Here is a 15,119-nt window from a genome sequence, read left to right on the forward strand (position 1 = left end):
CAAGGAGCAGGAGCGCTGCACCACCGAGACCCCGGCGATGACCTCGCACGCCGCCGACCACCGCGCGCCCCTTCCTCGTACAGGTACCGAAAATCAGTCGTCCAGGTACGGAAATCAGTCGTCCGGGTCCGCCCGGTCCAGCGCCGGACGCGGCGGCGGGCCGCCCGCGTTCAGCAGGTAGTCGGCGGCGGCGGTGTCCGTGACCAGGCTGGTGACGAGCCCGGAGCGGAGCACCGCGTCGATCGCGGCGGCCTTGCGCAGTCCGCCCGCGATGGCGACCACCTCGGGTATCCGGCGCAGCCGGTCCGCCTCGACGGTGATGCAGCGCTCGCCGAGGTCACGGCCGACCCGGCGGCCTTCCGCGTCGAAGAGATGCGCCGACGTCTCGGCGGCGACCCCGAGCGAGGCGTAGTGCGCGCGCTCCTCGTCCGTCAGCATGTCGTGGACCGTCGAGATGCCCCGCTCCCACGAGCCGATGGACACGCACGCGACCGTCACCTTGTCGAAGTACTCGAAGGCGCGGGCGATCCCGGTCTGGTTGCGCAGCGCGGCAGCGGTCGCCGGGTCGGGCAGCAGCATCGGCGCGTAGATCGGGTGGGCCTCGCCGCCGGATACCTGGGCGGCCCGGCGGACCGCCTCGACCGAGCCGCGCTCCGCCGTCCCCGCGTCGTACACACCGGTCAACTGCACGACCGTGCACGGCGGGAGGTGGTGCAGGGCGGCGGCCATGTGGATGGTGGAACGGCCCCAGGCCAGCCCCAGCACATCGCCCTCGTTGACCAGTTCGCCGAGCAGGTCGGCGGCGACCTCGCCCAGGTTCTCCGGATCGGGGGCGTCGTCGGCGGCGTCCGCCGGGGACTCGACGACGACCGCGTGGCGCAGACCGTACCGGGCACGCAGGGCGTCGGAGCGCTCCGCGTCCAGTTCGGCGGGGACGCGGATCTCGATCCGTACGAGATCACGTTCGAGAGCGGTCTCCAGGACCCGGGCCACCTTGAAGCGGCTGACGCCGAACTCCTCGGCGATCTGGATCTTGGATTTGCCCTCAAGGTAGAAGCGGCGGGCCATGGCCGCCGCCTGAACCAGCTCAGCGGGTCCCATCCGCATGGCCGACCGGCCCGCTGACATCGCAGACACCGCGATCTCCTTACCTTGGTTCACTTTCACACAATGGTTCGCCGTTCATCCTGTCAGATGTGACGGACCTTGATCAGCCCTGTGGGCCCACGTTCATTTTGCCTTCTTATTACCGTGACCGTGCCGCTGCTGCGGCGCCGTTCCCCGGGCCTCAGTGCGCGCAGGCCCAGGATGCCTTGGCCGTGGTCTCGTCGGCCTGGTGGCGCAGCATGCGTACGGCGGCGGCCGGGTCGTCGGTGTTGTAGACGGCGGAGCCCGCGACGAAGACGTCCGCGCCCGCCTCCGCGCACCGCTCGATGGTGGAGGCGGAGACGCCGCCGTCCACCTGGAGCCACAGCTCCAGACCGTGCTTGGAGATCAGCTGCCGGGTACGGCGGATCTTCGGCAGCATGATGTCGAGGAACGACTGCCCGCCGAAGCCCGGCTCAACCGTCATGATCAGCAGCATGTCGAGCTCGGGGAGCAGGTCCTCGTACGGCTCGATGGGCGTGGCCGGCTTGAGCGCCATGGACGCGCGGGCGCCCTTGGCGCGGATCTCGCGCGCGGTACGGACCGGGGCGGCGGCGGCCTCGGCGTGGAAGGTCACGGAACCGGCACCCGCCTCGACGTACTGCGGCGCCCAGCGGTCCGGGTCCTCGATCATGAGGTGGCAGTCCAGCGGGATGTCCGTGGCCCTGCTCAGCGACTCCACGATCGGCACGCCGAGGGTGAGGTTCGGCACGAAGTGGTTGTCCATGACGTCGACATGGAGCCAGTCGGCGCCTTCGACGGCCCTGGCCTCTTCGGCGAGCCGGGCGAAGTCGGCGGACAGGATACTGGGATTGATCTGCGCTGCCATGCCCCAAGACTGCCATGCCCCAGCAAGCCCCCCGACCTAACCCCTAGCCCTCTTGGGCAGCGGGGCCGCCCCCAGCCCCTATCCCCCCGGAGCCGCCTTGGGCAGCGGGGCCGCCCCCCGGGGGCGGAACGGGTGGGCAAGGGGGCGGCCCCACGCGGAGCCGCGCCCCTCACGACCGCACGCCCCCACGACCGCGCCCGCCCACCCCCGCCTCAGCCTCAGCCTCAGCCTCAGCCTCAGCCAATCCTCCTCAGCACCGCCAGGTACATCGCATCCGTCCCATGCACATGCGGCCAAAGCTGCACATCCGGCCCGTCCCCCAACGCCGAAACCCCCGGCATCAGCGGCCGCGCATCCACCCACTCCACCTCGAACGGCTCGTTGCCCGCACCCTTGCCCTTGATCACGTCGTCCACGACGGTCCGCGTCTCCGCGAGATGCGGCGAGCAGGTCGCGTACCCCACGACTCCCCCGACCCGTACCGCCTTCAACGCCTCCCGCAGCAGCGACCGCTGAAGCGGAGCGAAGCTCTCCAAATCCTCAGGGCGACGCCGCCACCGCGACTCAGGGCGACGCCGCAGCGCGCCCAGACCCGAGCACGGCACGTCCATCAGCACCCGGTCGAAGGTGCCGGGCAGCCACGGCGGCCGGGTGCCGTCAGCGGCGATGACCTGGTAAGGACCGGGGTTCCCGGCCAGCGCCTGCGCCACGAGGCGCGCCCGGTGCGGCAGCTTCTCGGAGGCGAGCAGCGCCGCGCCCCGCTCGGAGGCGAGGGCGGCGAGCAGCGCCGCCTTGCCGCCAGGACCCGCGCAGCCGTCCAGCCACTGCTTGTCGGGGCCTTCGATCGCCGCATTGGCGAGGGCCACGGCCACCAGCTGGCTGCCCTCGTCCTGGACGCCCGCACGCCCGTCCCGTACCGCGTCCAGCGCACCCGGCTCGCCGCCCTCGGCCATCCGTACCGCATACGGCGACCAGCGGCCGGGCAGCCCGGACTCCTCGCCCAGCACGTCGAGCAGCTCGTCCGTGGTGGACCGGCCCGGGCGGGCGACCAGCGTCACCTCGGGGCGCTCGTTGTCCGCTTCGAGGAGGTCCTCGATGCCGCCCCGGCCGCCGCCCAGCGCGTCCCACAGCGCGGAAACGATCCAGCGCGGGTGCGAGTGCACGACGGCGAGATGCTGCTCGGCATCGTCCTCGTACGGCGGAGCCACCTGCTCCACCCACGTCTCCAGGTCCTGCTTGGAGATCTTGCGGAGCACCGCGTTGACGAACTTCGCACGCCCCTCGCCGAGCACCACCCGCGCCAGCTCCACGCTCGCCGATACGGCCGCGTGGGTGGGGATGCGGGTGCCGAGCAGCTGGTGGGCGCCGAGCGCGAGCACGTCGAGGACCGGCGGGTCGACCTCGCGCAGCGGCCGGTCGATGCAGGCCGCGATGATCGAGTCGTACGTGCCCTGCCTGCGCAGCGTGCCGTAGACGAGCTCGGTGGCGAGCGCGGCGTCGCGCCCGTCGAAGCCCTCGTTCTTCTCCCGGGCCTTCTTCAGCAGCGGCGGCAGCACCAGGTTCGCGTACGCGTCCCGCTCGTCGACGGCGCGCAGCGCCTCGAAGGCGAGGAAGCGGACGGGGTCCTTCTGGGGCTTGCGGTGCGGCTTGTACGGCTTGCGCGCGGGACGGCTCTGCTGGGGCTTCTGGTCGCTCAAAAGGTGCTCCGCTTAAGTGAAGGGGGTTCCCCTCAGCGTACGTCCGCCTTGGTCAGAAGCTCACCGGGGGCGATCCGTACGCCCCTCGCCCAGTCGGCGGCCTTCATCGGCTTCTTGCCCTGCGGCTGCACCCAGAGCAGCTCGACGGCGTGCGAGCCGGTGCCGACGTAGACGTTGTTCTTGCCCGCGGACAGCTCGCCGGGGGCGAGATCGGTGCGGTCCGTGGCCAGCCCCGCCTGCACCAGTTTCAGCCGCTCGTCGCGGAAGACGGTCCAGGCGCCGGGCGCGGGGGTGCAGCCGCGCACGATGCGGTCGACGCGCAGCGCGGGGGCGTTCCAGTCGACCTGGGCGTCCTCGACGGTGATCTTCGGGGCGAGGCTGATGCCGTCGAGGGGCTGCGGAACGGGCTGCAGCGACCCGTCCTCGATGCCGTCCATCGTGGCCACCAGCAGGCCGGATCCGGCGAAGGCGAGCCGGGTCAGCAGGTCACCGCTGGTGTCCGTGGGGCGCACGTCCTCCGTGATCACGCCGTACACCGGGCCGGAGTCCAGCCCCTGCTCGATCTGAAAGGTCGACGCACCCGTCACCTCGTCACCGGCCATCACCGAGTGCTGCACGGGGGCGGCGCCGCGCCAGGCGGGCAGCAGCGAGAAGTGCAGATTGACCCAGCCGTGCGCGGGGATCTCCAGGGCGGACTTCGGCAGCAGCGCACCGTACGCCACGACCGGGCAGCAGTCCGGGCCGATCTCGCGCAGCCGGGCCTGGAACTCCTCGTCGCGCGGCTTCACCGGCTTGAGCACCTCGATCCCGGCCTCCTCCGCGCGCTCGGCGACGGGGCTGGCGACCAGCCTGCGACCCCGCCCGGCGGGGGCGTCGGGCCGGGTGACGACGGCGACGACCTCGTGCCGGGAGGCGATCAGGGCGTCCAGGGCGGGAACGGCGACCTCGGGGGTGCCGGCAAAGACGAGCTTCATGGGGGTGTACGAGCCTCTCGGTCGGCGATCGGGCAGCGCACCAGTCTATGGGTGACACCCCGGACCCGCCCGAGGGGGCGTACGCACGTCCGTGCGCCCCGCGCATATGCGGACACGCCCCTGGAGCGTGACCACAACACCGGGTGGCGCGTTGGTCAAAAGAGATTGACCGAAACGGGTCGTCAACCTGACGGCCCCGTCCTTCATTCGTCCTTCTTCATTCAACGCCGGTTCGAGAGGCTTTTTCATGGCCGACCACGCAACCCATGACGCCCAAGCGCGGGCCAGCCTGCACCTGTTGGTACGGGACATCGAGCGGGTCCGCCGGCAGGTGGACGCACTGCGTACCCTCACCGCCCAGCTGGGCAACGTCTACCGCCCGCGCCGCTCGGGACCCTCCACGGGCTTCGTCGTGTACGGGCGGGCCCCCGCCCCGACCGTCCGCCTCGCGCAGGAACTGCGGGACAGCGTCGAGACCCTGGTGACCGCCGCCGTGGACTTCGACCGCTCGCTCGGTTTCTCGTGGGACGCGGTGGGTTCGGCGCTCGGGGTCACCAAGCAGGCGGTGCACCGCCGTTACGGCGCCCGCCGGGCGACGGCACAGCCCGCGCACGGAACCGCCCCGGACCACAACGGAACGGACCCTCTGTCCGCCTCCCCCGTCCCCTCCCCCACTGCAACGCCCCCGTCCTCCCCCACATCCACATCCACTTCCACTTCCACGAACGGATCGGCCGGATCGACCGCGACAGCAACGGCCCCCGCCGCGACGCGGACGCTGCCCGCGATCCTGCCCGCGGTTCCCGCCGCCCGCTCCATGCCGCCGCAGCCGACGGCAAGCAGCCAGTCCCTCCGCGAAGACTCCCGCCCCTTCCCCAGCCCCCGCAACGGCTAACCCCCTCCCCACCAGTGCCCCCTGCCCTCCCCCGGCAGGGGGCACCCCCACGCCCACCACCCCTCACCTCTCGGGCGGGGGACATCGTGCGGGTGCGTCGTGGCTGGTCGCGCAGTTCCCCGCGCCCCTAAAAGCCGGCCCTTACCCCCAGCCCTCTTGGGCAGCGGGGCCGCCCCCGGGGGCGGAACGGGTGGGCAAGGGGGCGGCCCCCACGCGGAGCACGCCCCTCGCTCCAGCCCACGCCCGCTCCCGCCCGCACCGGCACGCCGAACAGGGGCCAGGGAGGGCAGCGGTGCTCCTACGGGGAGCGAGGGGTCCCGCTGTGCCCACCCGTTCCGCCCCAGCGGAACGATTGCCCACAGCGGTGGGGGCAAGGATGGGGAGGCGCGCCCCAGTACAGAGTGCAGGGCCTGCCCCCACGCACTGCGCGGCGCACCCCAGCCCGGCGACGGCCTCGCAGGAGCCAACGGCCCCACCCGAGGCGGCAGGACCCACCACAGAACCCCGCCCCAGCCCCACCCCGCCCGCCCACCCCACCCACCCGCCGGCCGCCCAAGGCCCCCTCACCCAATATCCGGCGGATCCACCCGAATCCGCACCCCCTCCCCCACCCCTCCACTCCCCCCCCGAGCCATCCTCGCCGCCTGCGCCACCTTCAACGCCGCCGCCAGCGCCGCGCCCCGCCCCGGCGGCACCCGTACCAGGGCCCGCTCCCACTGCTCCCCCACCGGCGGGTCCTGTGCCCGCCGGGGCCGCCCCGGATCCGTCACCGGCAACGGAATCGGTCCCAACACCTCGGCTTCCACCGGCAGTTCCGCCACCCGCAGGAATTCCGCCACGTCATCCCCGCGCCCGCTCACCGCCGCCATCCGCGACACCGGCGGAAAGCCCAGCTCGGCGCGCTCGGCCAGCTCCCGCTGCGCGCTGCCCACCGGGTCCCAGCGCACCAGCGCCTGCACCGGCCTCAGCGTCGGCTCCGCGACGATCACGACCGTGCCGCCCTCCGCCTGCCCCCGCACCAGCGACGCCGCCGCGATCCACCGCCGCAGCGCGTCCTCCCCGGCCCGCAGGTCGGGCCTGCCGAGCATGGCCCACCCGTCCAGCAGCAGCGCCGCCGCGTACCCGCCCTCGGCAACGGGCTCCGCCCCTGGCGTGCTCACCACCAGAGCAGGCACTCCCGGCACCACATCCAGCACGTGATCCCGTCCCGAAGTCCGCACCGGAACCGCCGGAAACGCCCGCCCCAGCTCCTCCGCGGTCCTCCGCGCCCCCACGATCTGCGCCCGCAACCGGTTGAACCCGCACTCCGCACAGTGCCAGCCCGTCTCGGTCCGCCCGCACCACCCGCAGTACAACTCCCGTGCGTCGGGCGCCTCCAGCGGCCCCGCACAGTGCTTGCACCGAGCCGGCGTCCGGCACCGCTCGCACGCCAGCCGCGGTACGTACCCCCGCCGCGGCACCTGCACCAGCACGGGCCCGCTCTTCAGCCCTTCCCGTACGGTCTGCCAGGCCAGGCTCGGCAGCCGTGCGGCCCGCGCCGCCTCGTCCCGCGCCAACTCCTGGTCGCCCACGGTCCGTACAAGCGGAGCAGCCAGCCGCACCTGCTCACGCCCCGCCGCCAGCGGCCTGGCCCACCCGCTCTCCATCAGCTGCGCGGCCTCGACCGTGCAACTCGTACTCCCCAGCAGGAACGCGCACTTGTCCTGCGTGGCCCGCAGCTCCAGCACCTCACGCGCATGCGGCAGGGGCGCGTGCTGCTCGCTCAGATTGCCGTCCCCGTCGTCCCACACCACGACCAGCCCCAGGTCCCTGACCGGCGCGAACATCGCCGACCTGGTCCCCACCACCGCCCGCACGGCAGCCCGCCGCACGGCAAGCCACTCCCGGTAGCGCTTCTCGGGCCCGGCGTCGGCGGTCAGCACGGCATGCCGTCCCTCCCCCAGCACCTCGCCCAGGGCCACGTGCACCCGCTCCACGCTCCGCCCGTCGGGCACCACGACGATCGCCCCCCGCCCCGAGGCCAGCGTCGCGGCGACCGCCCGTGCGATCTCCTCCGCCCACAACGGCCCCGGCAGCGCGGTCCACACGGCCCGCGGCGCACCGCCCCTGGCCAGCGTCTCCAGAAAGGCCGCCCCCTGTTCGTACCGCCCCCAACTCCCCACCTCGGGCGGGGCGGGCGCAGGCAGCGCAGCCGGGAAATCCTTCTTCTCGGCCCGTGCGTTCCGCGGCGGGATCGCCAGCTGCAGCACATCGGCCAGACTCCCCGCGTACCGGTCCGCCACCGCCCGCGCCAGCCCCAGCAGTTCCGCACTGAGCACCGGCTCAGGCGACACCACCTGCGCCAGGGCGGCCAACGGCCCGTTGTAGTCCGACTCGGCGACCCGCTCGACGATGAACCCGTCGATCAGGCCGCCCCCCTCCCGCCTGCCGTCCCGCACCCGGTGCGCCCCCGCCCCGAACCGCACCCGCACCCGCACGCCCGGCTGGGCGTCCGCGTCCAGCTCCTCGGTCACCGCGTAGTCGAAATACCGGTCGAGGTGCAGCACCCCCTTGTTGACCATGACCCGCGCCACGGGCAGCTCCGCGGCCAAGGGCGCCCCCCGCCACGTCCGTGGCTTCGCCTTCGGCACCTGCTTCTCGTCCCGAAGGAACTCCCGCATCAGCGCAAGCTGCTCGGGCGGCCCGTCCCCCGGATCGCCCTGCACGCCCTGCTGCTGGTCATCGTCACTGCTCACAGCCAAATTCCTACCAGACGACACTGACAGCCGACGGTCCCCACGGCCGCCCGCACGCCGCCGCCAGGAGCACGCCCCGCCCGATCGACGGAGTGCAGCCCCTGGCCGCCGTGGTGATCGTCCACCGGGGCAGCCGCCCAAGAGGCGTCCCAAGAAGTCGCCCGAGATCAAAGCGGCAAGCGGCTCACGCCCCGAAGGGCGACTTGTGCCATGGACCACTCGGCCACACCGGCTCCCGACAGGAAACCGGCGGCGGGATTCGAACCCGCGAGGGTGTGTTCACCCAGGAAGTATCCGCTCGCCTGCGCACCGGGCTGCCCCCACCCTAGAGCTGAATCCCCCTGCGGGGCACGCCCATTGCGTGCCGTACGCGTACCCGAAAAGCGCGACGGCCCCGTCCCGCATCCAAGCGGTCCGGGGCCGTCGCGCAGCGAAACCCGTGAGCGTGTACCGAGCGTGTACGCCTTACAGGCCGGCGGCCTTCTTCAGCGCGTCCACGCGGTCCGTGCGCTCCCACGTGAAGTCGGGCAGCTCGCGGCCGAAGTGGCCGTACGCGGCGGTCTGCGCGTAGATCGGGCGCAGCAGGTCCAGGTCGCGGATGATCGCGGCCGGGCGGAGGTCGAAGACCTCGGCGATGGCCTGCTCGATCTTGTCCGTGTCGACCGTGGCGGTGCCGAAGGTCTCGATGAAGAGACCGACCGGCTCGGCCTTGCCGATCGCGTACGCGACCTGGACCTCGCAGCGGGCGGCGAGACCGGCGGCCACGACGTTCTTGGCGACCCAGCGCATCGCGTACGCCGCAGAGCGGTCGACCTTGGACGGGTCCTTGCCCGAGAAGGCGCCGCCGCCGTGGCGGGCCATGCCGCCGTACGTGTCGATGATGATCTTGCGGCCGGTCAGGCCGGCGTCGCCCATCGGGCCGCCGATCTCGAAGCGGCCGGTCGGGTTCACCAGGAGGCGGTAGCCCTCGGTGTCGAGCTTGATGCCGTCCTCGACGAGCTGCTTGAGGACGTGCTCGACGACGAACTCGCGGATGTCGGGCGCGAGGAGGGATTCCAGGTCGATGTCCGAAGCGTGCTGCGAGGAGACGACGACCGTGTCGAGACGGACGGCCTTGTCGCCGTCGTACTCGATGGTGACCTGGGTCTTGCCGTCGGGGCGCAGGTACGGGATCGTCCCGTTCTTGCGGACCTCGGACAGGCGGCGCGACAGGCGGTGCGCGAGGTGGATCGGGAGCGGCATCAGCTCCGGCGTCTCGTCGCACGCGTAGCCGAACATCAGGCCCTGGTCGCCCGCGCCCTGCTTGTCGAGCTCGTCCTCGTCACCCTCGACCCGCTTCTCGTACGCGGTGTCGACGCCCTGCGCGATGTCCGGGGACTGCGCACCGATGGACACCGACACGCCGCACGAGGCGCCGTCGAAGCCCTTCTTCGAGGAGTCGTAACCGATGTCGAGGATCTTCTCGCGCACGAGCTGCGCGATCGGCGCGTACGCCTTCGTGGTGACCTCACCCGCGACGTGCACGAGGCCCGTCGTGATCAGGGTCTCCACCGCGACCCGGGATGTCGGGTCCTCCCGCAGGAGCGCGTCGAGAATCGTGTCGCTGATCTGGTCAGCGATCTTGTCGGGGTGGCCCTCGGTCACAGACTCCGAGGTGAAGAGACGACGGGACACAACGCTCCCTGGGGTTGCAGCGGCTGCTGGCTGATCATTGGTGGACCGGCCGGGAGCTGCGCCCGGCGTCGATCCGCTTCCACTTTATCGGTCGCTCTTGCCTGGTGGACCACGTGTCTCACCGAATTGCCGTTGTGTGATCCGCGGCACTGCATTGTGCAATACGGAAAGTGAGCGACGCCAGGGGCAAAAAATCCCGTCTTGGTGGGATTCCTGGCTCTCAAATCGGCTGAGAAGGGAGGAGAACGGTCTACCCGAGACGAGGGGCAATCAAGTCCCACACGACGTCGGCGAGAGCTTCCTTCGGCCCGTACGGCACCGGGGTCTGCGCACCGTCCGCGGCGAGCACGACCGCTTCGTTCTCTTCCGAACCGAAGGTCTTGTGCTCTCCGACCTCATTGACGACGAGCAGGTCACAGCCCTTGCGCAGGAGCTTCTTGCGCCCGTTGGCGAGTACGTCGTCGGTCTCGGCGGCGAATCCGACGACGACCTGTCCGGGGCGCAGCCGCTCCCCCGTACCGCCGCCCGCGACCTCGGCGAGGATGTCCGGGTTGCGGACCAGCGCGACGGGCGCGGGCTCCTCGCCGTCCTTCTTCTTGATCTTCCCTGTGGCGTACGTCTCGGGGCGGAAGTCCGCGACGGCGGCCGCCATCACCACCGCGTCGGCGTCCGCGGCGGCCTTGAGGACCGCTTCCCGCAGCTGTACGGCGGTCCCGACGCGGACGATGTCGGCGCCGGCCGGGTCGGGCAGACCGGTGTTCGCCTCGATCAGCGTGACGCGGGCGCCACGGGCGAGGGCCGTGCGCGCGAGGGCGTACCCCTGCTTGCCGGAAGAGCGGTTGCCCAGATAGCGGACCGGGTCCAGCGGCTCACGGGTACCGCCCGCGCTGATGACGACGTGCCGGCCGGTGAGGTCGGGCGCCGCCACGCCCCGGGCCAGACTGCTCCTCCTCAAAACGTGGCGACAGGTCTCGAAGATCTCGACCGGGTCGGGGAAGCGCCCCTTGCCGGTGTCGACGCCGGTCAGGCGGCCGACGGCGGGCTCCAGGACGACGGCGCCCCGGCGGCGCAGCGTCGCCACGTTCTCCTGGGTGGCCGGGTGCTCCCACATCTCGGTGTGCATCGCGGGGGCGAAGAGCACCGGACAGCGGGCGGTGAGGAGCGTATTGGTGAGGAGGTCGTCGGCCAGGCCGTGGGCCGCCTTGGCGAGCATGTCGGCGGTGGCCGGGGCGACGACGACGAGGTCGGCGTGCTGGCCGATGCGTACGTGCGGGACCTCGTGGACGGAGTCCCAGACCTCGGTGGAGACCGGGTTCCCGGACAGCGCCGACCAGGTGGCCGCGCCCACGAAGTGCAGCGACGCCTCGGTCGGTACGACCCGTACGTCATGGCCGGACTCGGTCAGCCGGCGCAGTAGCTCGCACGCCTTGTAGGCGGCGATGCCGCCGCTGACCCCCAGGACGACCTTCGGCTTCTCCACAGTTACGGCTCCCCGCGTTCATCGGATGCGTACGCACCCATCACACACCACAGGCCCGACGGATGTGCCGTCGGGCCTGTGATGAAGGTGCTGGTGCTGCCTGTTGAGCTGGTAATGGCTACTGCGCCGGGCCCTCGATGGCCTCCGACGTCAGCAGACCCGCGTTGATCTCACGCAGGGCGATCGAGAGCGGCTTCTCGTGGACGTGGGTGTCCACCAGCGGACCGACGTACTCCAGCAGGCCTTCGCCCAGCTGGGAGTAGTACGCGTTGATCTGACGCGCGCGCTTGGCCGCGTAGATCACGAGGCTGTACTTCGAGTCAGTTGCCTCGAGCAGCTCATCGATCGGCGGGTTGATGATGCCCTCGGGCGTGGAAATGGAAGAGGACACGCTCTACCTTCCGAAAACTTCCGGGATACCCGGCTTCCCGGATGACCGGTCTTCTGGGGCGCCCGAAAAAATGGACAAAGATCAAACAACTTCCATCAACGTTAGCAGCTCGCGTGCTACGTCCTCGACGGAGGTGTTGACAAGGGTGGTGTCGAACTCGGCCTCGGCGGCGAGTTCGATCTTGGCTGCGGCCAGTCGCCGCTCGATGACCTCGGGCGACTCGGTGCCGCGGCCGGTGAGCCGGCGGACCAGTTCGTCCCAGCTCGGCGGAGCGAGGAAAACCAGCTGGGAGTCGGGCTCCGACTCCTTGACCTGGCGCGCACCCTGCAGATCGATCTCCAGGAGTACGAGTTCACCCGCCTCCAGACGGTCGGAGACGGCGCCCCGCGGGGTGCCGTAGCGGTTGCCCGCGAACTCGGCCCACTCCAGCAGTTCGCCGTTGGCGACCAGCTTGTCGAACTCTTCATCTGTGACGAAGAAGTACTGGACGCCGTGCCGCTCGCCGGGTCGCGGCTTGCGGGTGGTGGCCGAGACGGAGAGCCAGACCTCGGGGTGAACCTTGCGCATATGCGACACGACCGTGCTCTTGCCGACCCCGGAGGGGCCGGAGAGCACGGTCAGCCGCGGACGTACGTCCGGGGGTGCGGGGGACGTCCCCCGGGATGTTGCAGCCATGGAGCGATTATTCCAGCTTCCCGGGGGTGCCGGGAACGCCGGACCTCCGGCAGGGGCGCTCAGGCAGCACTGCCGCCGAATTCACGCTCCAGGGATGCGATCTGGTTGGAGCCGAGACCACGCACCCGGCGGCTCTCGGAAATGCCGAGCCGCTCCATGATCTGCTTGGCGCGGACCTTGCCCACACCGGGCAGGGACTCGAGCAGGGCGGAGACCTTCATCTTCCCGATGACGTCGTTCTCCTGGCCCGACTTGATGACCTCGTGGAGGGAAGCGCCGGAGTGCTTGAGTCGATTCTTGACCTCGGCCCGCTCCCGGCGAGCCGCGGCGGCCTTTTCGAGCGCGGCTGCGCGCTGTTCAGGGGTAAGGGGCGGAAGAGCCACGCCTACGTCACCTCGGATGTCGAACTGTCGGATACGGACCGGGTGTGGAAGCCAAAGGCCCCGCACTCGGTGAGCAACACACGGTGGAGCTGTGCGTTTGCTCTCGTCGGAGACTAGCGGGCATGGCCGCTCCCGTCAGTGAGAACGGACTAAAAGTCCTGGTCAGCCTCAGACGAGCGGGACATTTACCCCATAACACCCGGGTTTTGGGTCAGGAATTCGTCAACATCGCGCCACGGCGGCTCCCGACCGGGTGTTCACACTCCCGAAACAGCCGCGCGCACCTCGTCCGCGAAGCGCCGGGCGGAGTCCCGCAGCCCGACGGGATCGGGTCCGTGGCGCAGTACTCCGCGGCTCACGCTCGGGACGACGTTGCCGACCGCGGAACCGAAGACTCCGGGAAGGTCGGCCGGGGTCGCGCCCTGCGCGCCGATGCCGGGGGCGAGCAGCGGGCCGTTGATGGCGAGGTTCACGCCCGCGTCGCCGAGGGTCGCACCGACGACCGCGCCGACGGAGCCCATCGGGTCCGCGCCCGCGTTCTCGGCCGCCATGTGGTCCAGCATCAGCTGGGCGAGGGAGCGGCCGTCGGCGGCGGTGGCGCGCTGCACCTCGGCGCCCTCCGGGTTGGAGGTGAGGGCGAGGACGAAGACCCCGGCGCCGTTCTCCTTGGCGAGGTCGAGCGCGGGGCGCAGCGAGCCGAAGCCGAGGTACGGGGAGACGGTGACCGCGTCGGAGAAGAGCGGGGAGGCGGGGTCGAGGTAGGTGGCGGCGTACGCGCCCATGGTGGAGCCGATGTCGCCGCGCTTGGCGTCCATCAGGACCAGGGCCCCGGCGGCCCTGGACTCCTCGACCGCCTTCTCCAGTACGGCGATTCCGCGCGAGCCGAACCGCTCGAAGAAGGCCGACTGCGGCTTGAGGACGGCGACCCGGTCGGCGAGCGCCTCGACGACGGTGCGGGTGAAGGTCTCCAGGCCCTTGATGTCGTCGTCCAGGCCCCAGGCGTTCAGGAGCGACGCGTGCGGGTCGATGCCGACGCAGAGGGGGCCGCGGGTGTCCATGGCCGTACGGAGTCGGGTGCCGAAGGGGATCACGGTCATGCGGCGGCCTTCTTGGTGTCGGCGCCGACAGCGTCGGCGAGGGTCTTGTACGGACTGTTGGCGAGGCGTGCGGCCAGACCCTTGTGGATGGCGCGGGCGTAGAAGGGACCCTCGTAGATGAAGGCGCTGTAGCCCTGGACGAGGGTGGCACCGGCGAGGATGCGCTGCCAGGCGTCCTCGGCGTTCTCGATGCCGCCCACCCCGACGAGGACGAGTTCGTCGCCCACACGGGCGTACAGACGGCGCAGGACCTCCAGTGAGCGCGCCTTGACGGGGGCCCCGGAGAGGCCGCCGGTCTCCCGGTAGAGCTCGGGGGACGACTTCAGGCCGAGGCTCTCGCGGGCGATGGTGGTGTTGGTGGCGATGATGCCGTCCAGGCCGAGCTCCAGGGCCAGGTCGGCGACGGCGTCGACGTCCTCGTCCGCGAGGTCGGGGGCGATCTTGACCAGGAGCGGGACGCGGCGGCCGGTGACAGTGCGGTCGGCGGCCTCCCGTACGGCGGTGAGGAGCGGCCGCAGGGACTCCGTGGCCTGGAGGTTGCGCAGGCCCGGGGTGTTCGGCGACGACACGTTGACGACGAGGTAGTCCGCGTGGGCGGCCAGGCGCTCGGTGGACGTCACGTAGTCGCCGACGGCTTCTTCCTCCGGGACCACCTTGGTCTTGCCGATGTTGACACCGACAGTGGCCTTGAAGACGGGACTGCGGGCCGCGAGGCGGGCGGCGACGGCCTCGGAGCCCTCGTTGTTGAAGCCCATGCGGTTGATGAGCGCGCGGTCCGCGATCAGGCGGAAGAGGCGCTTCTTGGGGTTGCCTGGCTGCGGCTGGGCGGTGACCGTGCCGATCTCGATGTGGTCAAAGCCGAGCATGGTCATGCCGTCGATGGCGACGGCGTTCTTGTCGAAGCCGGCGGCCAGGCCGAACGGGCCGTGCATGCGCAGGCCCAGGGCCTCGGTGCGCAGCTCCTTGTGGCGGGGCGCGAGCACGGCCGCGACGAAGGTGCGCAGGACGGGGACGCGGGCGGCCAGGCGGATCCAGCGGAAGGCCAGGTAGTGGGCCTTCTCGGGGTCCATCCGCTTGAAGACGAGGTGGAAGAAGAACTTGTACATGGGTGACTGCCTTCGGGACGTACGGGAGGGTGGGCTC

Annotated in this window: 13 protein-coding genes; 1 reads left to right on the forward strand and 12 read right to left on the reverse strand. The window is 71.3% G+C overall.

Annotated elements, in window-relative coordinates:
- Window positions 1–114: 114 nt before the first annotated feature.
- The 4 genes from AB0D18_RS38035 to fmt all read right to left on the reverse strand — a co-directional run bounded on the left by AB0D18_RS38035 (window position 115) and on the right by fmt (window position 4,646).
- Window positions 115–1,161, reverse strand: coding sequence for a sugar-binding domain-containing protein (locus tag AB0D18_RS38035; protein WP_362429730.1), 1,047 nt, complete (start codon window positions 1,159–1,161; stop codon window positions 115–117).
- Between the two features lie 127 nt (window positions 1,162–1,288).
- Window positions 1,289–1,975: a ribulose-phosphate 3-epimerase gene (rpe, locus tag AB0D18_RS38040; RefSeq protein WP_362429733.1), complete on the reverse strand. Its 687-nt coding sequence runs from the start codon at window positions 1,973–1,975 to the stop codon at window positions 1,289–1,291.
- A gap of 236 nt (window positions 1,976–2,211) precedes the next feature.
- Window positions 2,212–3,672 (reverse strand): transcription antitermination factor NusB, encoded by a 1,461-nt coding sequence (locus AB0D18_RS38045; RefSeq protein WP_362429735.1) that lies wholly within the window; start codon window positions 3,670–3,672, stop codon window positions 2,212–2,214.
- A 32-nt stretch (window positions 3,673–3,704) separates the two neighbouring features.
- A complete protein-coding gene (gene fmt / locus AB0D18_RS38050) occupies window positions 3,705–4,646 on the reverse strand; it encodes a methionyl-tRNA formyltransferase (protein ID WP_362429738.1) in 942 nt (313 codons plus the stop codon).
- 247 nt (window positions 4,647–4,893) lie between these two features.
- Between fmt and AB0D18_RS38055 the strand changes: the two genes are divergently transcribed.
- On the forward strand, window positions 4,894–5,541 hold the full coding sequence (locus AB0D18_RS38055; protein ID WP_362429740.1) for a hypothetical protein: 648 nt from the start codon (window positions 4,894–4,896) through the stop codon (window positions 5,539–5,541).
- A 563-nt stretch (window positions 5,542–6,104) separates the two neighbouring features.
- Here the strand turns inward: AB0D18_RS38055 and AB0D18_RS38060 are convergent.
- The 8 genes from AB0D18_RS38060 to AB0D18_RS38095 form a co-directional block, all read right to left on the reverse strand.
- Window positions 6,105–8,276, reverse strand: coding sequence for a primosomal protein N' (locus AB0D18_RS38060; RefSeq protein WP_362429743.1), 2,172 nt, complete (start codon window positions 8,274–8,276; stop codon window positions 6,105–6,107).
- Window positions 8,277–8,741: 465 nt separating this feature from the next.
- Window positions 8,742–9,950, reverse strand: a complete 1,209-nt coding sequence (metK, locus tag AB0D18_RS38065) for a methionine adenosyltransferase (protein ID WP_362429745.1) — start codon at window positions 9,948–9,950, stop codon at window positions 8,742–8,744.
- Between the two features lie 250 nt (window positions 9,951–10,200).
- Complete coding sequence (gene coaBC / locus AB0D18_RS38070; protein ID WP_362429748.1) at window positions 10,201–11,430, reverse strand: bifunctional phosphopantothenoylcysteine decarboxylase/phosphopantothenate--cysteine ligase CoaBC; 1,230 nt, start codon at window positions 11,428–11,430, stop codon at window positions 10,201–10,203.
- A 118-nt stretch (window positions 11,431–11,548) separates the two neighbouring features.
- A complete protein-coding gene (gene rpoZ / locus AB0D18_RS38075) occupies window positions 11,549–11,821 on the reverse strand; it encodes a DNA-directed RNA polymerase subunit omega (RefSeq protein WP_028814064.1) in 273 nt (90 codons plus the stop codon).
- 81 nt (window positions 11,822–11,902) lie between these two features.
- The gene (gene gmk, locus AB0D18_RS38080) at window positions 11,903–12,496 is read right to left on the reverse strand and encodes a guanylate kinase (protein WP_362429751.1); all 594 of its coding nucleotides are present in this window, start codon (window positions 12,494–12,496) and stop codon (window positions 11,903–11,905) included.
- Window positions 12,497–12,555: 59 nt separating this feature from the next.
- On the reverse strand, window positions 12,556–12,879 hold the full coding sequence (locus tag AB0D18_RS38085; protein WP_018524251.1) for an integration host factor: 324 nt from the start codon (window positions 12,877–12,879) through the stop codon (window positions 12,556–12,558).
- Window positions 12,880–13,136: 257 nt separating this feature from the next.
- Window positions 13,137–13,976, reverse strand: coding sequence for an orotidine-5'-phosphate decarboxylase (gene pyrF, locus AB0D18_RS38090; protein WP_362429754.1), 840 nt, complete (start codon window positions 13,974–13,976; stop codon window positions 13,137–13,139).
- Entirely contained in the window at window positions 13,973–15,082 is a 1,110-nt protein-coding gene (locus tag AB0D18_RS38095; protein WP_362429757.1) for a quinone-dependent dihydroorotate dehydrogenase, read from the reverse strand. Before AB0D18_RS38095 ends, pyrF begins: the two co-directional genes overlap by 4 nt.
- Window positions 15,083–15,119: the final 37 nt, after the last annotated feature.

This window comes from Streptomyces sp. NPDC048442, assembly GCF_040651475.1.
Taxonomy (GTDB): Bacteria; Actinomycetota; Actinomycetes; order Streptomycetales; family Streptomycetaceae; genus Streptomyces.